At 47.8% G+C, this 18,217-nt stretch carries 21 protein-coding genes and 1 tRNA gene; 11 read left to right on the top strand and 11 right to left on the bottom strand.

Annotation, left to right across the window (positions count from 1 at the left end; genetic code table 11):
- Nucleotides 1–49 precede the first annotated feature (49 nt).
- Nucleotides 50–598 (top strand): GFA family protein, encoded by a 549-nt coding sequence (locus tag AC3QL0_RS06600; RefSeq protein WP_493010619.1) that lies wholly within the window; start codon nucleotides 50–52, stop codon nucleotides 596–598.
- A 247-nt stretch (nucleotides 599–845) separates the two neighbouring features.
- Here AC3QL0_RS06600 and AC3QL0_RS06595 read toward each other — a convergent pair whose 3' ends face one another.
- From AC3QL0_RS06595 to AC3QL0_RS06585, 3 genes are all read right to left on the bottom strand, one after another.
- The gene (locus AC3QL0_RS06595) at nucleotides 846–1,820 is read right to left on the bottom strand and encodes a hypothetical protein (RefSeq protein ID WP_493010618.1); all 975 of its coding nucleotides are present in this window, start codon (nucleotides 1,818–1,820) and stop codon (nucleotides 846–848) included.
- A gap of 515 nt (nucleotides 1,821–2,335) precedes the next feature.
- Nucleotides 2,336–3,514, bottom strand: a complete 1,179-nt coding sequence (locus AC3QL0_RS06590; protein WP_493010617.1) for a putative endonuclease domain-containing protein — start codon at nucleotides 3,512–3,514, stop codon at nucleotides 2,336–2,338.
- 920 nt (nucleotides 3,515–4,434) lie between these two features.
- On the bottom strand, nucleotides 4,435–5,196 hold the full coding sequence (locus AC3QL0_RS06585; protein WP_493010616.1) for a hypothetical protein: 762 nt from the start codon (nucleotides 5,194–5,196) through the stop codon (nucleotides 4,435–4,437).
- A gap of 316 nt (nucleotides 5,197–5,512) precedes the next feature.
- Between AC3QL0_RS06585 and AC3QL0_RS06580 the strand changes: the two genes are divergently transcribed.
- The 6 genes from AC3QL0_RS06580 (at nucleotide 5,513) to AC3QL0_RS06555 (ending at nucleotide 9,249) form a co-directional block, all read left to right on the top strand.
- A complete protein-coding gene (locus AC3QL0_RS06580) occupies nucleotides 5,513–5,809 on the top strand; it encodes a hypothetical protein (protein ID WP_493010615.1) in 297 nt (98 codons plus the stop codon).
- A complete protein-coding gene (locus AC3QL0_RS06575; RefSeq protein WP_493010614.1) occupies nucleotides 5,790–6,149 on the top strand; it encodes a hypothetical protein in 360 nt (119 codons plus the stop codon). Before AC3QL0_RS06580 ends, AC3QL0_RS06575 begins: the two co-directional genes overlap by 20 nt.
- Nucleotides 6,150–6,331: 182 nt before the next feature.
- Nucleotides 6,332–7,408, top strand: a complete 1,077-nt coding sequence (locus AC3QL0_RS06570) for a hypothetical protein (RefSeq protein WP_493010613.1) — start codon at nucleotides 6,332–6,334, stop codon at nucleotides 7,406–7,408.
- A gap of 7 nt (nucleotides 7,409–7,415) precedes the next feature.
- Complete coding sequence (locus tag AC3QL0_RS06565) at nucleotides 7,416–8,165, top strand: ERF family protein (RefSeq protein ID WP_493010612.1); 750 nt, start codon at nucleotides 7,416–7,418, stop codon at nucleotides 8,163–8,165.
- Nucleotides 8,162–8,800, top strand: coding sequence for a lambda exonuclease family protein (locus AC3QL0_RS06560; RefSeq protein ID WP_493010611.1), 639 nt, complete (start codon nucleotides 8,162–8,164; stop codon nucleotides 8,798–8,800). The genes AC3QL0_RS06565 and AC3QL0_RS06560 overlap by 4 nt, the downstream gene beginning before the upstream one ends.
- The gene (locus tag AC3QL0_RS06555) at nucleotides 8,800–9,249 is read left to right on the top strand and encodes a single-stranded DNA-binding protein (RefSeq protein ID WP_493010610.1); all 450 of its coding nucleotides are present in this window, start codon (nucleotides 8,800–8,802) and stop codon (nucleotides 9,247–9,249) included. The genes AC3QL0_RS06560 and AC3QL0_RS06555 overlap by 1 nt, the downstream gene beginning before the upstream one ends.
- A 604-nt stretch (nucleotides 9,250–9,853) precedes the next feature.
- Here the strand turns inward: AC3QL0_RS06555 and AC3QL0_RS06550 are convergent.
- The gene (locus tag AC3QL0_RS06550) at nucleotides 9,854–10,477 is read right to left on the bottom strand and encodes a hypothetical protein (protein ID WP_493010609.1); all 624 of its coding nucleotides are present in this window, start codon (nucleotides 10,475–10,477) and stop codon (nucleotides 9,854–9,856) included.
- A 17-nt stretch (nucleotides 10,478–10,494) separates the two neighbouring features.
- Here AC3QL0_RS06550 and AC3QL0_RS06545 point away from each other — a divergent pair, with 17 nt between their 5' ends.
- Together AC3QL0_RS06545 and AC3QL0_RS06540 are read left to right on the top strand one after the other, a co-directional pair.
- Nucleotides 10,495–11,397 (top strand): recombination-associated protein RdgC, encoded by a 903-nt coding sequence (locus AC3QL0_RS06545; protein ID WP_493010608.1) that lies wholly within the window; start codon nucleotides 10,495–10,497, stop codon nucleotides 11,395–11,397.
- A gap of 96 nt (nucleotides 11,398–11,493) precedes the next feature.
- Nucleotides 11,494–11,724, top strand: a complete 231-nt coding sequence (locus tag AC3QL0_RS06540) for a hypothetical protein (RefSeq protein ID WP_493010607.1) — start codon at nucleotides 11,494–11,496, stop codon at nucleotides 11,722–11,724.
- Between the two features lie 63 nt (nucleotides 11,725–11,787).
- Here AC3QL0_RS06540 and AC3QL0_RS06535 read toward each other — a convergent pair whose 3' ends face one another.
- Complete coding sequence (locus AC3QL0_RS06535; RefSeq protein WP_493010606.1) at nucleotides 11,788–12,468, bottom strand: hypothetical protein; 681 nt, start codon at nucleotides 12,466–12,468, stop codon at nucleotides 11,788–11,790.
- A 75-nt stretch (nucleotides 12,469–12,543) separates the two neighbouring features.
- Between AC3QL0_RS06535 and AC3QL0_RS06530 the strand changes: the two genes are divergently transcribed.
- Nucleotides 12,544–12,798, top strand: coding sequence for a hypothetical protein (locus AC3QL0_RS06530; protein WP_493010605.1), 255 nt, complete (start codon nucleotides 12,544–12,546; stop codon nucleotides 12,796–12,798).
- A 150-nt stretch (nucleotides 12,799–12,948) separates the two neighbouring features.
- Nucleotides 12,949–14,490 (top strand): recombinase family protein, encoded by a 1,542-nt coding sequence (locus tag AC3QL0_RS06525; protein WP_493010604.1) that lies wholly within the window; start codon nucleotides 12,949–12,951, stop codon nucleotides 14,488–14,490.
- On the opposite strand, the gene AC3QL0_RS06520 is transcribed toward AC3QL0_RS06525, so the two are convergent.
- The 6 genes from AC3QL0_RS06520 to AC3QL0_RS06495 form a co-directional block, all read right to left on the bottom strand.
- Nucleotides 14,469–14,545 (bottom strand) — tRNA-Met (locus AC3QL0_RS06520). The two genes, AC3QL0_RS06525 and AC3QL0_RS06520, sit on opposite strands and share 22 nt — an antisense overlap.
- 122 nt (nucleotides 14,546–14,667) lie before the next feature.
- Entirely contained in the window at nucleotides 14,668–14,883 is a 216-nt protein-coding gene (locus AC3QL0_RS06515) for a putative hemolysin (protein ID WP_493010603.1), read from the bottom strand.
- A gap of 119 nt (nucleotides 14,884–15,002) precedes the next feature.
- Nucleotides 15,003–15,866 (bottom strand): hypothetical protein, encoded by an 864-nt coding sequence (locus tag AC3QL0_RS06510; RefSeq protein ID WP_493010602.1) that lies wholly within the window; start codon nucleotides 15,864–15,866, stop codon nucleotides 15,003–15,005.
- 73 nt (nucleotides 15,867–15,939) lie between these two features.
- Nucleotides 15,940–16,290, bottom strand: a complete 351-nt coding sequence (locus tag AC3QL0_RS06505; protein WP_493010601.1) for a hypothetical protein — start codon at nucleotides 16,288–16,290, stop codon at nucleotides 15,940–15,942.
- Nucleotides 16,291–16,403: 113 nt separating this feature from the next.
- Nucleotides 16,404–16,814: a hypothetical protein gene (locus tag AC3QL0_RS06500; protein WP_493010600.1), complete on the bottom strand. Its 411-nt coding sequence runs from the start codon at nucleotides 16,812–16,814 to the stop codon at nucleotides 16,404–16,406.
- Between the two features lie 138 nt (nucleotides 16,815–16,952).
- Complete coding sequence (locus AC3QL0_RS06495; protein ID WP_493010599.1) at nucleotides 16,953–18,152, bottom strand: MFS transporter; 1,200 nt, start codon at nucleotides 18,150–18,152, stop codon at nucleotides 16,953–16,955.
- Between the last annotated feature and the right edge of the window lie 65 nt (nucleotides 18,153–18,217).

Below are 18,217 nucleotides of genomic sequence, written 5' to 3'. Positions count from 1 at the left end.
TCTAGGCGGCTTTTTTGTGGGCTGCCCATTCTCCGCAGGTAACCTTATAATGTCCGCAATCGGCCAAATTCGGGAACTCATGAAATTAGGCTGCGCTGCTTACGATACGCCTTTTGAACCTGGAGATCGAGACGCGATGGAGCATTATTTAGGAAGCTGTTTATGTGGGCGAGTCAGCTACCAATTGTTATCATCACCAAAGGCTGTAACTCATTGCCACTGCAAACAATGTCAAAAGAGTCATGGTGCTGCATTTGCTACCTATGGCGCAGTGCCTCGTAAAGACCTATGCATCGTTGCGGGTAACGAGGCAATACAGTCCTTCGCATCCTCGGAAACGGTGTTCAGACAGTTTTGTAAGCATTGCGGCTCCTCCCTTTTCTGGTCCAAACAAACTGGCGATTGGGATGATTGGGTATGTATAGCTCTGGGGACTTTGGACTCACCTTTTTCTGCTTCTAAGCAAAAGCATGCTCACTTGACGTCACAGCCCTCTTGGTCACCCCCCCTCAATCATGCACTCAAGATTGAAGGCTGCTCAGCTTCGAAGGCCAGCATACCCAACAAGCTAAAGGCCGATCAGCCGGACGAAGAATAACCACCGCCCAAGAAAAAAGCCCTCTTACGAGGGCTTTCTTGTGGACTGCCCTATTTCTAGGTAGACCTCATAATGTCAGCTATCGGTCAAAAGCAGCCGATGGTGGTAGGGAACAGTGGTCGCTCTATGTCAAAGTAAATAGGAACCGATACGGCAAAGTATTGGAGCCTCTGTTGAGCAACCAACTAGACTGGTGGTGAATGCTTGTGTGGCTGCGCTGCACCTGCTGTTTGAACTTGCGCAAGGCTCAATAAGAAAAAAGGTGGCTCAGCTCGGCATCAATTTGCTCAGCGTCGGGCACATCAATCATTAGTGCTCGGCAATCTAATGTACGTAACCGCTTCAATGCCCCAACATCGCGCACGGCTTCTTGCCCATTAATCTGATCGTAGGGACCAATCAACATGTAGAAAATAATAATCACCTCGTAGCGAGAGAGTTGAGACTGAATGTACCTCTCGTAGATACTTCGATTCGCGGCACTACGCGCGACATCAACAACAAGAAGCACCGTCGACAAATAGCCATCAAGCAACTCCCCATAATCCTGCATGATCCGACCAAGCGCAGCAGCGTAATGATGTTGACGATCTTTAAATGGGATTTTGTAAAAATTGACGCTTCCCATTGAGCAAAGAGCCTCTCGGACTTTTTCAGTCTCATCTCCCCTGGAGCCAATGTAGTGTTTCAATTTCTCCCATCTTTCATTAAGGTCTCCTGCAGACTGAATTTCAGTGATGAACTCCGATCGCCCCCCCTCAAAGGTTGTGTAGAGATTAGGCTCCTGCATGGCATAGAAAAGCTTCATATATTGTGTGTTGTCAACGGCTTCAGGGGTCTTGGTAAGAAGTAGGCGAGCCAGTTCTACCGCCTCAACAGAAAGCTCATCATCGAATCTTTCTACAATATGTTTCAGGCATTGGTGTCCAGACAACGTTCTCCCGCCTACCTCGATTGAGCTGGATCCAATTCTGTTTTGTATGGAGTCAAAAAGTCGAAAAAACATTTCGTCTTCATTCTGGCGCCGAAATTGTTCACGTGTGAGATACGTTGTGTACGCCAAGATAATGAGGGCAAGACTGCCATAAACGCCGCCCAGATACGACCCGAACTCTCCCCACCTGCCGTGAACACCAGATAGCTCGCCATGAAAAACCCAAAAGTATGCCACGAGCGGGCCTAAAAATACCCCTGCGAACAGGAAAAAACGAAGTAATCTCATCGGCAATAATCTTGACTGAAATTCAGGCTTAACGTAATGCTTCTCGCATAACTTGAGAAATAAATTGAGTGCTGAGGGGTTTTGGACACTAATTTCTCTTGGGGTTGGTTTGTAGTTTGGCTTTGCGCCCCACTCTCTGTGTAAATGCTCAGGTTTAAAAATTGCGTGAAGTCCGACACGCTTACACTGGGTGTACTATAACCTGCGAAGCATTGGATTCAGCATATAAGGGCAATTTTTTGGCCGCTGGCCAGTTAGTCGACTTGCATCCTCAACTGCTTTGGGTATGGTGACGCACTGTCGCCCTTAGGTCGATAAATAACATAAACAACAAGCTAAAGGCTGATCAGCCAGACTAGCAGCCCCAACGCTCCTGCATCCAAGCCCTCCTCCGAGGGCTTTTTTGCGTCTACTCCAACTAAGCAAATGTTGGGCGGTATCCATTCCCAATTACAACTGTCAAAAGATGGGGTTTGAGTATAGAGAACTGACAAACAAATACCTAAAACCATGCATCAAATTGATGATATCGCTCTCTCCACGTACTTTTTCAGTCGCTTATTCACCAGCTTTTCCGTCAGATTTTCCCTGTATGTAAAGTACACCAGATCGACATTATTTTGCTTGCAAAGCCTCGCTTTTAGCTTGTCACGCTCTTGCGCTCGCGCCAAACCCTCTTCACCGCCAAAGTGCTGAATAACCTCATAATGCTGCTTACCTTGGTACTCCACTGCCAGGCCTAGTTCTGGGATGTACATGTCAAGGCGTTGCCTACCAATCCATGCTGGAGATGCTTCACGCTCAACAGCGAGATTGGGGAAAAGCATCTTGATATAGTTGAAAAGCAGAGTCTCATTGACCCAGCGCTCACCGATTTTGGCTACGCCTCTCATCTCACGAACTAAATTTTCGGCCGTGCGCTCATCAAGGTTTTTCTCGATACTGATTTTCGTGATGTAGGCTCCATAGCGATCTTTGAATGTAGATCCGTGCACTGTGCTGCAGAACGACAGCGAAGAGTTGTCACCCGTGCAAAGATGACAAATACCCTCCTTGAAAGAGCTTTTGATTAGCGCGCGCTCCACGTGTCGGTCACGTGCGCCTAAAGTGCTTACCTCAACGACTTTTCTAAAGCACTCACACAGAAAACAGTCCCCTGATATCTTGTTATAGAACGTCTGTCGCCACTCGTACACACTCAATCGTGACGGGATGAGCTTGCTCGGCGCATGAGCCAGCCTGTCGCGCACCTGTTGCAGCGCACTTGCGCTGACCCTCAAGCAATTAAGCTGGATCTCTGCTTTGCTTTTAGTCTTTAGGTTTCCCTGCTTGATCTTGAAAGAGCGCAAACAATTAGACCCATAGTTATATTCATCTAAAGCCAGAAAAGCAGGCAAATCCACTGCTACTATATCTAGATCAGCACCTCTCGGACCATAAACCGTCAGCTTCAGGTACGGAAACCCCAAGCTACCGGCCTCAATGTAATCGAGCAAAGACAGCGACTCGTCATAGTAATCAAATACGAAACTACTTCTCACCTTGCTATTTATTGCATCATTAGCAACTGGATTGGAGAGAAATTTCGACAGGACGCAGAAGACGTCTTCACAGACAGTAGATTCGTCACGCCGCAGCTCCTCCGCGCAAGCTGCAACGAATTCCTCCTCAGTAAAAGCGTAAGTAAGTTTCAAAACCTCTTCGCACTCCACTTCTAGATATTTTTATACGCCACAAAATCTTACCACCTATTGTTGGGGCGTAGCCGTGCGCGGGCGATCTCTTTAGCCCATCTTACTTTAATGCTTACCTATAACCTTACCCAAATATAGTTACCTATAGGTATTGACGTATAAATTACCCATAGGTAATATTAATATCAACAACTCACCAAAGCCTAGCCCAAAGGGCAGCCAAACAGAGTTGCAGGCACTAGCCGAACTGTTCTTTTACAAAATGCACCATAAACACCGATCCGTGCGAAAGCGCTGTAAGGAGATCGGCAGCCGGACGACGTGGGGGCTGGAGTAAAACCTGCGAAAAACTGTACGGTTCGTGCGCAAGGAGCGCTTATACGAACGACGGCAACGATCCATTGGTCACTTATTGATAAGCGACTGGACGCCTGGGGAGCGCATGGCGGGTAATGCGCTTGAGTGGTCGGTAGGCAAGACAATCTGCCCTGCTCATTAACTCTGAGTTATGTCAGCTTCTCTGGTGGTGCTAAATAGCTGAAGAAATACGGCCTTTTCGGAGGCCGCTTTGGTAAGCCCTTAATAGTGAGGGCTTTCTGAAGCGAGGATATTTATGTCTGCCTTTTGTGTTTTTGGTATGACTGATGTTGTGGCCAAGCAATTGGCAAACAAGTCCCACCCCCCTATCTCAACGTAAAGCACTTACACCCGAACAGCTAGCAGAATGGCGCAAAGAGAAAGCGCTAGAGATCCTTAAAAGCGGCAGGGTTCGTCAGGTCTCAACTGAGTTCTGCGCACCGCAGTTCTGCAATGACTGGATTGCCTTAGCCAAGCGCACAGATTTATTTATCCCTGCTGCGCATACCCAGAAACTGAAATAATATTGATATGTACTTATGTACTATTTCCCCAAAAGATGGTTATAAAGAGCTACTGACCTCCCAACCTTTATCGGTGAGTGAAAAGGTCTGATCCATAGCCGTTGGTTCAATGAGTTTTTGCAACAATAAAGACTCAATCGCTGATAGGTAATCATGAAACTCGGGAGCTGAGTCTGTCGATAAGATCATGGTACCTGCTTGTAGAACACGGGATGTACCATATTGACGAATGGAAATTAGCCCACCTTTAGTCTTACCGGCTCGGCTGAGTAACTCATACTCACACACAGATCGGAGGTAAGATGTTTCTTTCTCGTTAAATAGCCGATCACGCTCTTCTCGTAGTACTTGGATCTCCTGCTGTAGTAACTCCTTTCGCTCTTTATCTTCTAGATTTTTAATGCTTTCATCACGCTCAGCGCGGGCAATCAACTCCTTTTCTCTGTTAGCTAATTGCTCAGATCGAGTTTGCTCTAACCTTGTTTTTTCAGCGATTTGTTTGCTATCAGCTACCAAAGCAAGAAAAGCTGTTTTCTCAAAAGGTTTGCGCGAACACCAATTAAAGAACCATTGAAGCCATGGTGTAGCAACAGTAACGAGAAAACCTGTAGCTATCGGAAGAATATACAAAAACCAGATATTTGTATGACTATCAAAGGCCGTTAAGCGCTCTTGTGGCGTGCCTTTAGTCATTACCAACATAAAGACACTACGCCAGTTCAAAGCGAAAAAAGCAAGAATGGCATACCCGAAGTATGGTGCCTTGAGGCGTGACTTTATTGCGTCTAACAAATCGTTCACTGCTTCCCTCTTAATTAGTATTGAATAGTGCAGCAGATTAATTAATTCATGTATCGCGATGGATTACAGCACGTAACACCTTAGTTGTCAGCTTCATTCCGACGATTAGTCAACCTCTTGCCACATGATCCCTTCATCTATGAGGGTACCAAATACACATATAGATCAACATAGATCTACTTAGCACCTTATCCCCACGATCTGTTGATAACGCGGGAGACACTCCCTTAACAGCACAGCCAGAGCCACTATTGCATCGGCTCCGCACGGTGCTGGCTATTTACTATCCAGCGCTGAGGCGCACTAGGAATCCACTATGAAAAATATCGAACTACCACTAGTAGGTGGCGGTGCTGTATCCGTGCCTGAAACAGCCATTAACCACGTCATCATCAATCACTTTTTGGCTCGTAACCAAGACCTAATGTCTGCTCCAAAACCAGACAATCAAAGAGTGGAAACCGTCCAGAATCTGGAAAAGGTACTGCAAGAGATTATCGAAATTGCTCATCTCGATCCTAGAAAACATCCATGCAGTGAGCGACTAGACAGAATCCAAGGACTAGCCAAAGCCACGCTATCAGGAGCATCCAATGTCAGTACTACAACGTGAAGAACTCTCCAATGGCTCTGTTTTCTTTACTGACTGGCAGGAGCAACGAGCGCTAGAGCTAAAGATAGATCAGATCAATGATGTGCTTGGCGGTCGTAAAGCAACTGTATGGCTACGAAGCATCGAGTACACGCCAGACGACATAACGCAGCTCATCCAAGAACAACTCGACGGCAGCAACCCTCCTAAATCCCTCCTCTGGGATTTTTTTGACTCTATTGATTCTGAACCGGTAAGAGACGCACTGCGTAAACGTATTAACGACGCCGTTCGCGACCTCGCCAAAGAAGCTGTAGACGCAATGGATGCTGCTGAAATGCGGGAGCTTATCTATGGATGACTACCCCATCAAACGTTGGCACTACATAGCCGCATTCCTTCTGCTTTTGGCTACAGGCATCGTGCCGGCCGAGCCAGAGCTAGAACCCACAGACAACCAAATTTGGGCTGAAACGCACTATGAGCGTGAGTATGCCGCTCTGCGAGTCCAAGACATAAACGATCAAATATTAAGGGAAAGACATGCAAGCAAACCAAACGACTGAATTAGTCACCCTCCCCGACCCAGCCTCAGCGCTGGAAGCATTTACTACACCAGGCGGCCTAGACCGCCTTTTTGATGAGGTAAAGCAAAAGGTATCCGGTGTCGTGTACGACATGAGCAAAAAGAAAGACCGTGATGCTTGCGCTAGTGATGCCTACAAAGTCGCGCGTAGTAAACAAGCTGTAGAAAAGATGGGGGCTGAGCTGTCTGCGCAGCACAAAGAAATACCGAAGCTAATTGATGCTGCACGCCGCCAAAGCAAAGAACGCTTTGATGCGCTACAAGCCGAGATTCGCAAACCGCTTACTGAGTGGGAGGAAGCCGAGGCACGGCGTATAGCCACTCATCAAGCAGGCATCCAGCACATCAAAGATTGTGCAGCAGGTCTTATTGGTGGCGATCCACAGCCTTACGAAATCCTCTTTCACGAATTGGAGGAAAAAGTAGTAGTCGATGAATCGTGGGAAGAGTTTGAGGCCGAAGCGCACCGCGCCAAGGCTGAGGCGCTGGCACATCTAAAAGCCATGCATGCGGAGCACCAGAAGCGCGAAGCCGAACAAGCTGAACTTGTAGAACTTCGCCGTAAACAGGCCGAGCAGGAGCAGAAAGACCGCGACGTCCGTATTGCTCAAGAAGCCGCAGAGAAAGCCCGCGCAGATGCTGAGGCCAAAGCACAGGCCGAACGTGACGCAGCCGCCAAGCGTGAAGCTGATGCCAAAGCAGCGGCAGAACTAGCCGAACGCGAAAAGACCGAAGCTATCGAACGCCAGAAGCAAGCCGAAGCCCGTGCAGATGCTGAAAAGCTGGCAGCAGAGCAACGCGCCAAAGATGCCGCCGAAGCCGCACGACTGGCTGAAATCAAACGTCAAGCAGATGCACAGGCCGCAGCAGAAGCCGAACAGCGGCGTCGCGAGGCTGATAAAGCCCATAAAGCCAGCATCAACAACACTGCATTAGCTGCTTTCATCGCAAACGGACTGTCCGAGGAATGCGCCAAGCAAGCCGTCATCTTGATCGCTAAGGGCGTTATTCCTGCGGTCGCTATTCATTACTGAGGACATTATGAGTACAGACATTGTTGAGGCACCGCAGGCACAACTTGCCTCGGCTCCATCAAGTGCGCCAGCAAACTCCCCCATGGGAATGATGATGGCGGCCATGCAGCAAGGTGCCAGCCTAGATCAAATCGAAAAGATGATGGATCTACAGGAGCGCTGGGATAAAGAGCAGGCCAAGAAAGCTTATGACGTGGCATTCGCTGCGTTTAAGGCTGAAAGCATCAAGGTAATCAAAAGTGAGGACGTGAAAGACGGTCCATTGCGCGGCAAGTCCTACGCCAAGCTGCACGACTGGGTGAATGCCGTAACCCCTGCCCTATCTAAGCACGGCCTTTCATCGTCGTGGAAGTTAACCAAAGATGATAAGGACTGGCTAGAGGTTACTTGCTACCTACGCCACGTTGGCGGCCACGAAGAAAGCGTAAGCATGGGCGGCCCACCCGATGTTGGTGGCGCAAAGAACGCTATTCAAGCCAGAGCAAGCGCTAAGTCATACCTTGAGCGCTACACACTGAAAGCTATTACAGGCCTCTCTGAGCAAGACGACGACACTGACGGCAACCCACCAAGCAACACAGACCTGCGGGATGACTGGATCAGCAAAGTAGCACAAGCCGAAACACTAGAGCAGCTGGAATCCATCTGGGATAAAGGCGGCAACATTATCTACGCAACCAACAACCTTGCCGACTACAACGCCTTTAAAAAGGCCGTGACCGACAAGAAAAAAATACTCACACAGGAGCAATCATGATTGAAGGTTTGATTATCCATACTGCCGAACAAGGCACAGCCGAATGGCTAGAGGCCCGTAAAGGCGTAATCACTGGCAGCCGATTCCGTGACTGCCGTGAAAAACTAAAGAGCGGTGCGCCAGCAAAGAAAAGCATTGATTACGCTAAAGACGTGGCGCGTGAACGTGAAGGTGGTGAACCATTACAGGCTTTCTCTAACAGCGCCATGCGCCTCGGCACGGAGCAAGAGCCTTATGCTCGTATGCTTTACGAGCGTAAGACAGGCCACATCGTGGAAGAAGCGGGTTTTATTACCTCTGCCGATCGTCTGTTTGGCGTGAGCGTGGATGGCCTTGTTGGTGACGATGGTCTTATCGAAATCAAAACCATGGTTAGCAGCGACACCCTATTTACGGCTTTCGTTGATGGTGATGTATCCAACTACCTAGACCAATGCAACGGCGCTTTATGGCTTCTTGGCCGCAAATGGATTGATCTTGTTTTGTGGGCTCACGACCTACAGAAAATGAAAATTATCCGCATTGAGCGTGACGAGGATGTCATCGAAGAGCTGGAAGCTGACCTGGTGGAGTTTGAGCGCACCGTTACCCGTCACCAAACATCCCTACAACTCGCATTAAAGGAGGCCGCATAATGGCACAAATTATCGGACTGGCAAGAATTGGCCGTGATGCCGAAGTTAGGTACACCCAAGATGGTACACAAGTGGCTGGCGTATCACTCGCATTTAATTACGGCAGAAAAGACCCAAATACAGGCAATAAACCAACGCAGTGGGTAGATGGCTCACTCTGGGGCCAGCGCGCAGAGTCACTTGCCCCCTACCTCAAAAAAGGTACGAAAGTCGTTGTGACCTTGGATGACCCACATATTGAGGACTTCCAGCGACAAGATGGAACCAGAGGAAGCAAGTTGGTTGGGCGAATAACTGCCATAGAGTTCGCATCACACCCTGAGAGCGCTAGCCAGACTCAACCATCTGCGCCCGTGCAATCACATCAACAACCACGACAACCAGCCGCCAATCCATACCAAGCCCCTGTCGATAATCTGGCTGATATGGATGACGATATCCCGTTCTGAGGAATATATGGCAATTTACCCCTCTATTTAGAAGTAAGCTAAGCTAGCATACACCTCTGTAATTTATCTGCCGAAAATTCAAATGACCTATACAGAAGCTATCACTCTTTGTCTTGCGGCCTTAGGGGCTGTACTAGGAATAATCAATACTTGGCATAGTATTAACCAAAGCAAGTTGAAGATGAAAGTGACCCCAAAACATGCAATCCAATTTGGCGCCGCTGATTCACACATTGATTTCTGCATAGAGGTCATAAATCGAAGCAACTTCCCAGTCACAATTATAGAAGTTGGTGTGTTCCATCGTGGGACCACAAACAGAAGTGCATACACACAACCTATACTACTTGACAGAGGCCCTTGGCCGCGGCGCCTTGAGGCAAGAGAGTCCGTTACAGTCTACGGATCTCGTCCTGAGTCGAGTAAAAAACATCGCATACGATGCGCTTACGCAAAAACCGATTGTGGGGAGACTGTGACTGGAAGTAGTGCAGCGTTAAGGCAAATAGCACGTGAACTTGCCTAACCCCCTCCGCTGCAACCTAAAACAGAATCTGTGACTTATAAACCTGATAAAGCTGCACTGCTAGGTATATCCTTTTTATTAATGCATCTGCTTGTAGGCATCCATAGTCGCTGCGGAGCTTGAAAAAACTCGAATAACTGAGCTAATCAACTCTTTGTTCTGTAAAGTCCGCAGGAAGGCAGAGTAATCCATTGAATGTGCTCTCTTTGCTGGGACACCGCACATATTTAGAAGGTTTTCTAAAATAGAAATACTTTGTGAGATGACAGCAGCATTTCTTGGCTCCAATGCAGAGTAGTCAGCTAAATCTGTGCGGGTGATTCTTGAGATATCCCATAGCCCACTAAGTGATGAACGTTGCTGCTCAGAAAGCTCAACATCATCTCTTATTAGAGAATAGAAAGATAAAGTCATGGATGTTTTTTTTAAGATTGGCTCCATATATGAGGCGGCAATCAATGCTCTAGCCCTCTTTTCTTTTCGCTCTTTATTCTGCTGAGACCTGCCCAAAACCAGAGCAACACATGCTGCAAAAAAAGTAGCTATAGCAGCAACAGCAGTCCATCCGAGCTTCCACTCCCCAGCAGGCCAGCCTCGGAAAAGAGCCAAAGAAAGCCCAAACCCAACAGTAAGCAGAATCAAAACCTGCCACCAACACTCCTTCACACACCTAATAATCTGATCGGCTTTTTCTTCGGTCATTTGTCTTAATACCTATCATGCAAATTAAAAACCTACGGATCTACCGTTTAGATCCATCGTGGGCGCTCGATGCTGCCCAGCTCTCCGAACTGCTTGAGCGCCATCACTTTCAACCAGGCACCAGCCAAGACCCTCTATCACTTGGTTGGGTTGAGCCTCGCTCCGGACACGGCCTAGTCTACCAAAATGACGGGCAATTGTTACTGTGCATGCGTAGTGAGAAAAAGCTACTGCCCAGTACCGTAATTAATCAGGTGGCACGCACCAAAGCCGTTGAGTTTGAAGCCGAACAAGGCTACAAGCCAGGTCGCAAGCAAATGCAGGAAATCAAAGAGCAGGTAATCGCTGATCTGATGCCACGCGCCTTTGCGGTGCAGCGTGATACTCAGGTCTGGATTGATCCGGTAAACCGCTGGCTGTGCGTTGATACAGCCTCTGGTGCTGTTGGTGATGAAGTTATGGGGCTGTTGGCCAAGACGATTAACCCATTCCCTGTGCTGCCGCTTTATACCGAGCTTTCGCCTGGTGGTGCCATGACGACCTGGTTGTTGGACGACGAGGCGCCGGCCAACTTCTCTATCGACCAAGACACCGAGCTTCGCTCGACCACCGAAAACCGTGCCTTAGTGAAGTACGTGCGTCACAGCGCTGAACCCGCAGAACTTGGCCGGCACATTCAGGCTGGCAAGCAATGCACACGTCTGGCACTCACATGGGATGACCGAATCAGCTTTGTGCTGACCGATGGTCTAGAGCTGAAACGCATCACCCTTTTGGACGTCATTAAAGAGCAAGAAACGTCCATTTCTGGCAATGATGACGAGATTTTTAACTCGGAAATGGCACTCATCACGCGAGAGCTTAGCCGCCTACTTGCTGATTTGCTCGATGCGCTAGGAGGCGAAAAGCGTGTGGTGTAAGAAGTGCGCAGTCTGGACCATCTTGGCAGTAGTCATTTGTTTGGCTGCTGCCGGTTGGCTAGTCTATTTCAATGAAGTAGTGAAACGTGGTGGCCTATGAGCGAACCAGAAAATAAAATATCCGATGGATACAAGCCTAAGCCCCGCATTCAGCATATTGAACCGGGGCAATTTTTTACCCTTACCGCAGCTGACGGCGGCCACAAGCTAAAAATGCTCAGCCGCTGCAAAACATACTGCTATCACTCAACTGGAAAAATCGCTCTCGGTACCGAAATCTCACCAGACTGTATGAGTTTTTGCGAAGGCGGATGGAAGCATCTATGAAACAAACGAAGAAGGCCCTCCCTTCTTTTAAGCCTTACAGCCTGCAGCGAAATAGAATATGTATTAGAGTAGTTTTTCTATAATCACCTTAAGCGAGAGCTCAAAATGCTTGAGAGTACTAATCATTGGATTTTCTTTGTATATTCGGGCAGATACGCTCATTGCCTCATCTCCCGCTTGTAGTAATTTCTTGGCAAAATTTGCTAAATACCCACCATTATCGTTGTCTTTATTGTAATTTGATGCTAACTGCTTCACATGAGAAATTCCATGATTTAGCTTATTCACATCTTGAATCAACTGATCATGACTATTTTCCTTCTCAAAATCTCCAATTTCAATAGACTCGATCTTGTTAATACAAATTGATATTTCTTGATGTGCTCCTTTTAGAAAAACTGATTTATACCGTTTATCTTTCTCGAAAAGAGCCAATAAGTTGAAAACCCCTCTATAGAGATAAATGAGATCTTCTGTAAATAGAATTATTTTATGGTTAATTGATTCAGCACTTTTTCTGGCAAGTTCTATCTTTCTACGCTTTGATTCTTGGCTCTGTCTATAGGCTATGAGAATAGCCATAGTGCCGGTAACCCATGTACCAACAACCCCAAGTGAAGCCCAGCGATCTTTACTGTAAAAAACACTCACAGCCACCATAGACAGTAGAGCAAAAATCAAAAATGCCCGCACCCACTCTTTTGTAAGTGCTACTTTTACTTTCTCTATTAAATAATTCCCCATACCCCCTCCATCCCATAGACGCACAAGTTTAGCTTAGTGCGTTTCTTTTTGCGCCTATACATAGGAGCTATTTACATGACACAGATACAAGCATACGAAGACATGAGCAAAGAAGCTCTAATAGAGCATCACCTCCACACACTACAGCAGCATGCAGATGATATGGACATGCTATCTAAAGAGTTGGCCAGCCGCCAAACTGCAATAAATGAAATTCTTGCCTTCGTCCGCTGCGATGCCAGCGCAGCCACTTACCAATCACTAGGACAGTACCGAACGGCCATTATCAAAATACTGGATAAAACAGACGCAACTACACACCCGGCATAAGCCGGGTTTTTGTTGGAGATAACAATGAAGAAAAAAACAGATGTACCTATAGCGCAGCTAGCCACTGCAAACCAAAAATAAGGGGCGCGCTATGATGCTTACCCCAGCCCACCGACTTTTAATCAGACACCTTTTGGAGAAATCATTCAAATGCGTACAGCGTTCTACGGACGATTCAGCACCGACAGGCAGAGAGAAACAAGTATCTCTGACCAAAAACGAGGATGTTCCGCGCGCGCGGCTTCGCTTGGTACATCCATCCAGATCGAACACGGCGATGAGGGGGTAAGCGGAAGCGTTCCCGTTGCTATGCGCCCTGGCGGAAAGGCCCTGCTAGCTGACGCGCTGGCAGGCCGTTTTGACCTATTGCTAGTTGAAGGCCTTGACCGACTTTCACGCGATATGGTGGAGCAAGAGACCATCATTCGTCGCATGGAGCATCGTGGCATACGCATTATTGGCGTAGCCGATGGCTATGATTCTGAATCTAAAACTCGCAAACTGCATCGCGGAATGCGCGGCATTATCAACGAAGTATATTTAGATGACTTACGCGAAAAGACGCATCGCGGCTTAGCTGGCCAAGTTAGTCGTGGCATGCATGCTGGCGGACTATCCTACGGGTACCGCTCAGTAGCTGCCGATGGTGGCCGCAAGCTGGAAGTCAATGAAGAGCAAGCCGAATGGGTGCGTTGGGTTTTTGCGCGTTACGCTGAAGGCTGGTCATGTCAGCGCATTGCCCATGAACTGAACCGCCTTGGCGTACCTAGTCTGCGCGGCGGCACATGGGCTGTGTCTGCTATTTATGGCAACCCCACTCGCATGTCTGGCGTTCTAAACAATGAGCTGTATGTTGGCCGATATGTGTGGAACCGTAGCCAGTGGGTAAAAGACCCTGACACTGGAAAGCGCACTCGCATGGATCGCCCCCTAGACGAATGGTCGGTGACGGAAATGCCGCACCTTAGAATAGTGAATGATGCTCACTGGTCTGCTGCGCGTGCAAGAATGTCGCGGCGGGACAAGAAACAACAAGGGGGAAGAAAATCCACACTACTCGGCGGCATACTACGCTGTGCTAACTGTGGCGGGCCTGTAGTAGCAGTATCCCAATATCAATACGGCTGCTCAGCAAAAAAAGATAGAGGCACCTGCTCTGGCCTGCTTGTGCCGCGAGTAGACACTGATGCTCGTTTGGTCGATATCATCCGCAGCGACCTATTATCACCTGAAGCCTTGGCCGATATGCAGCGGCAAGCAAAGGAAATTGCCAAGGCGCAGCAGCAAGAAGCTAAGCAGCACACTCACCACACCAACCGCCGTATTTCTGAACTGCAAACAGAGATAGAGCGTCTAACGGATGCATTGGTGAAAATGGGTTACTCCTATGCGCTGGGGGAGCGGCTAGCTGCAGCAGAAAAAGAGCTGGCTGATTTGCGCTCGAAACCACATGAGCCCGTGCAGGAAGTTGAGCTGCAGGCTGCAATCAATACGTATCGACAGATGCTGGAGAATTTAGATGATGCGCTGAAAGACGATACCGAAGTGGCTCGTGAGATTCTGCGTGAAATACTTGGGGCGCCCGTGGTTGGGCAAGATGATCACGGTTTTCCGTGGGTAGAAATAAATACGTCCCCTTTGGCGTGTGCCTCAGGGGACGTAGATACGTTTGGTTGCGGGAGCAGGATTTGAACCTACGACCTTCGGGTTATGAGCCCGACGAGCTACCATGCTGCTCCATCCCGCGTCTGACCAAATAAAAACCTCGCCGCTAAAGCGAGGCTTTAAAATCCTTATCAACCATTACTGTATTGATAGACAGTATTATGGGCTCTAAAAGATATTCTGTCAAGCACTAAAGTGATTATCTTAGTTTTGGGGGTTATTACGCCTGAAAAGCTCCCACTCTTCAGCCACGCTACCATCCGGCAAGGTGCAAATTCCTACTTGCCCACCCGCTTGATCTTGAATGCTCACTGTCCCGCCCATATCCACACAATAGACAGAAGCCGGGTTCGCCATACCTGCTCTTGGCTCTATTGGCGCACAGCCAGCCAATAACACTGCTGCAACTACTATTCCCATGCGGTACATAATTGCTCCTCAACAAACCATATGATGGTTATAGCACTACTAGCAAAAACACATGCGACGAATATCACCAGATAAGCATGAAACGCATCCTATCGCTAAAGACCTGTGCTTTACACATATGCGCCAAAAACCTTTTGCAATCTAGATTCATCAACTTTTAAATGCCCTTTCCAACCAGCCCATGGCATTTCCATGTCCGATCGACCTTTGGTGTTCTTCAACTGATTTTCACAGCTCACAATATCTCCAAAGTCAGTCCATGTACTATCGCTTAACACGAGGAACTGATTGGGTATCACGCCTAGCCTTGCCAAACTATCTAGTATGCCGCGTTTAGTATAGACATCACCCTTGATAATCTTCGCTGCAGTTAAGCGTTTTTCAAACTGCCCAGGCGTCTCGTCATCTGGTGCATTGCGCAGCAAATCAATCAAGCTGAGAAAGGCCTGTTTATCCTCTGCTGTCGCGACCACTGCTGGCTGCGTCAACAAATGGGTCAAATTCAAATATGCGTAGGTAGGCGTACTACTGTAAGCATTCCCTACATACAAACAGTACTGCAAATAGGAATCATGCAGATATTTAGGTTCGTCATGATTCGCACACACCCAGCAACAGCGGTATTCGGGCCGCTCTAGATAATGATGGGCGGCGATATTTTTCAGTTTATTCCATGCCGATAATACCGATCGCCCACGCAAATAACTGCCACCTACTCCCGCAATGAAGGTTGTCAGTATGCGTTCTTGTGTGAGTTCTGGGCTATCTTTTAGCGACAGCAGTTTTTCAATTACTTCTTCGTGACCAGAAAAATACGTGATGGTATTACTTTGCCACTGATGTTCTTGCAAAATGTCGCGCTCTTTATCGCTGAGTGTTTGCTCATTGTAGATAGACACGCGACGCTCGGCATCGTACTCACCATTTTGATACTTATATAGCTTACGTAGTACCCGCATTAGCTTGGGTGTCATGTGAAACGAACCTTTTATCAGTTAATCAGGGATTGCAGACTAGCTTAGAGCAAGCAACCTAGTTTCCGCAGCATTAACGCCCGCGTGTTTTAAACCAAATGTAGGCAATACCCACTGGAGCAATAATCCACGCCATCACAAACAAAACTAGGTTAATGATGATCTTCCCCACCAACATCACCCATGTGTTGATGTAGAAAACGTTATCGCCAAACACAAAGCGTTTTAGCTCGTCGTACACCAATTTAGAAAACGGAAAAAGGATCAAACAAATCACGCCAGGAATAATGCGATTCCACAACCCATTGGTACTCCACCCTATGTTGTTTTCCATGAATAGAAACAAGGCGAAATACAGAGCACCTACGCAATACGCTCTGATCAAATAGGTTCTATCCAGTGAACCAAATATTCTAGAAAACATGTATACCCCTAGCCCGCGTTAGTCGTTTACTTAAAAAGTGGCTCAGTATACAGCGCAGACCTGCGTATGCGCATGACAAGATCGTCACGCTCTGCAACGAATAACAACCTTAGCTACGCGTCTACGGCAATAAACCACTTAGGCTGCATATCAGCAAAATCTTTACGTATATTCGACGGTAAATAACTGGCAGAATCCAATACAGTAGCTTCACCTTGAACACGTTTAAACACTACCCAATGCCAGAAGTTTTTCCCATTTTCTTCGTGGTGTTTAATGGATAACAGCGCGGTATTGGGCAGTGTTGCCCACGACTCAAAAGGTAGTTCATCTGCAGAGGTTTTGATGCCTGCATGACTGAGTAGCCTACGTACATAGTGGGTATCAGACCATAGCGATGTGTCTTCTGCATAAATACCCATCACATTGGCAGTCGCCTTTACTTCCGCGTATGTTTTACCCAAAATATTGGCGACCGATGCTATACCGCATCCGGTGGTTTCTTCTTGTACGACTACGTGCATGCTGAGTACCTCTCTGCCCTATATAAACCCATTGATATGCTCACTATCTCTTTACTTTACACCTAGCTAAATAAAGAAACCATGCACGATGACTAGGCATGGTTTCATGTGTGTTGCGCAGCGATAATACTTACAGCGTTATAAGGACGTTTTGCGTTTTAATGCCACCAACCCTATTGCCGTCAGTACAGCAAACCCCGCCCCCACCAAGAACGTGCCTTGGAAGCCCACGACATCCCACAACAAACCGGCCACTACACTAGCAATAAATAACGCAATACCCGTTAGCAGGTTGAACATACCAAAAGCCGTACCGCGCAATTCCGTTGGTGCGCAATCGGCAATTAATGCAGCAAACAACCCTTGGGTAAAGCCCATGTGCAGCCCCCACAGTACTACACCCACGAGCAAACCGGTTAAGCCTGGCACTAACGCAATCACCAAATCGGCAGCAATCAATAGCACCAAACCTATACCCAACACACTGATTCTATTGATGCGGTCAGATAAGGCTCCTGCAGGATACGCAGAGACCGAAAACGCTAGACTCATCAACACCAGCACTATGGGCGTCCACATAATTTCTATGCCTACCGCCTCGGCGCGCAAGATCAAGAAAGCTTCACTGAAACGCGCTAAGGCAAATACGCCCCCTACTCCAGCCACCCACCAATAATCACTGCCCAGCTTCACTAAATCACGCCATTTCAAAACCTTTTTAGGGTCTTTTTTTAAAGAGCTTGGCGCTGGGTCTTTGACATACACAATCAGCACAAATACCGCTAAAAATGCCGGAATGACAGCAATCCAAAATACGCTTTGGAAAGAATCTGCGGTAAGCCACATCAACCCTATAGCCAGCAAAGGCCCTAAGAATGCACCTATAGTGTCTAAGGTTTGGCGTAAACCAAAGGCTGCACCGCGTAATTCAGCAGGCGTAATATCCGCTACCAACGCATCACGTGGCGCACCACGTATACCTTTACCTATACGATCTACGAACCTTGCCCCTACCAGCCACCCTAAGGTACCCGCCAAGGGGAATACTGGTTTGGTTAAGGCGCCCAGTCCATAACCACACACCGCCAAAATCTTGCGCTTGCCTAATCTATCACTCACCGCCCCAGAGAACACTTTAGTGATGGACGCCACTGCCTCGGCTATACCTTCAATAAAGCCCACGCTAAGTGCTGATGTCCCCAGCACCGTTACCATGTAGATGGGTAATAAGGCGTGGATCATTTCCGACGAAATATCCATCAACATAGAGACAAAGCCTAGTGCCCAAACGCCACCTGGTACTGCTTTCCAACCACGTTGCTGTGTTGCCTGCTTCATGTGTCATCCATAAAAAAACCCGGTTGAGCTGTGCTGCAAAACCGGGTTGCTACTACTGTAGTACT

The sequence above is a fragment of the Paenalcaligenes sp. GW821-LYS-B07-1 genome, from assembly GCF_058803365.1.
This window is presented reverse-complemented; position numbering and strand designations above follow the sequence as displayed.

What these genes read in the sequence shown, in the direction of transcription:
- AC3QL0_RS06600 (WP_493010619.1), top strand. Translation starts at nt 50, where the DNA reads ATGTCCGCAATCGGCCAAATTCGGGAACTCATGAAATTAGGCTGCGCT.
- AC3QL0_RS06595 (WP_493010618.1), bottom strand. Translation starts at nt 1,820, where the DNA reads ATGAGATTACTTCGTTTTTTCCTGTTCGCAGGGGTATTTTTAGGCCCG.
- AC3QL0_RS06580 (WP_493010615.1), top strand. Translation starts at nt 5,513, where the DNA reads ATGAAAAATATCGAACTACCACTAGTAGGTGGCGGTGCTGTATCCGTG.
- AC3QL0_RS06575 (WP_493010614.1), top strand. Translation starts at nt 5,790, where the DNA reads ATGTCAGTACTACAACGTGAAGAACTCTCCAATGGCTCTGTTTTCTTT.
- AC3QL0_RS06570 (WP_493010613.1), top strand. Translation starts at nt 6,332, where the DNA reads ATGCAAGCAAACCAAACGACTGAATTAGTCACCCTCCCCGACCCAGCC.
- AC3QL0_RS06565 (WP_493010612.1), top strand. Translation starts at nt 7,416, where the DNA reads ATGAGTACAGACATTGTTGAGGCACCGCAGGCACAACTTGCCTCGGCT.
- AC3QL0_RS06560 (WP_493010611.1), top strand. Translation starts at nt 8,162, where the DNA reads ATGATTGAAGGTTTGATTATCCATACTGCCGAACAAGGCACAGCCGAA.
- AC3QL0_RS06555 (WP_493010610.1), top strand. Translation starts at nt 8,800, where the DNA reads ATGGCACAAATTATCGGACTGGCAAGAATTGGCCGTGATGCCGAAGTT.
- AC3QL0_RS06550 (WP_493010609.1), bottom strand. Translation starts at nt 10,477, where the DNA reads ATGACCGAAGAAAAAGCCGATCAGATTATTAGGTGTGTGAAGGAGTGT.
- AC3QL0_RS06545 (WP_493010608.1), top strand. Translation starts at nt 10,495, where the DNA reads ATGCAAATTAAAAACCTACGGATCTACCGTTTAGATCCATCGTGGGCG.
- AC3QL0_RS06540 (WP_493010607.1), top strand. Translation starts at nt 11,494, where the DNA reads ATGAGCGAACCAGAAAATAAAATATCCGATGGATACAAGCCTAAGCCC.
- AC3QL0_RS06535 (WP_493010606.1), bottom strand. Translation starts at nt 12,468, where the DNA reads ATGGGGAATTATTTAATAGAGAAAGTAAAAGTAGCACTTACAAAAGAG.
- AC3QL0_RS06530 (WP_493010605.1), top strand. Translation starts at nt 12,544, where the DNA reads ATGACACAGATACAAGCATACGAAGACATGAGCAAAGAAGCTCTAATA.
- AC3QL0_RS06525 (WP_493010604.1), top strand. Translation starts at nt 12,949, where the DNA reads ATGCGTACAGCGTTCTACGGACGATTCAGCACCGACAGGCAGAGAGAA.
- AC3QL0_RS06515 (WP_493010603.1), bottom strand. Translation starts at nt 14,883, where the DNA reads ATGGGAATAGTAGTTGCAGCAGTGTTATTGGCTGGCTGTGCGCCAATA.
- AC3QL0_RS06510 (WP_493010602.1), bottom strand. Translation starts at nt 15,866, where the DNA reads ATGACACCCAAGCTAATGCGGGTACTACGTAAGCTATATAAGTATCAA.
- AC3QL0_RS06505 (WP_493010601.1), bottom strand. Translation starts at nt 16,290, where the DNA reads ATGTTTTCTAGAATATTTGGTTCACTGGATAGAACCTATTTGATCAGA.
- AC3QL0_RS06500 (WP_493010600.1), bottom strand. Translation starts at nt 16,814, where the DNA reads ATGCACGTAGTCGTACAAGAAGAAACCACCGGATGCGGTATAGCATCG.
- AC3QL0_RS06495 (WP_493010599.1), bottom strand. Translation starts at nt 18,152, where the DNA reads ATGAAGCAGGCAACACAGCAACGTGGTTGGAAAGCAGTACCAGGTGGC.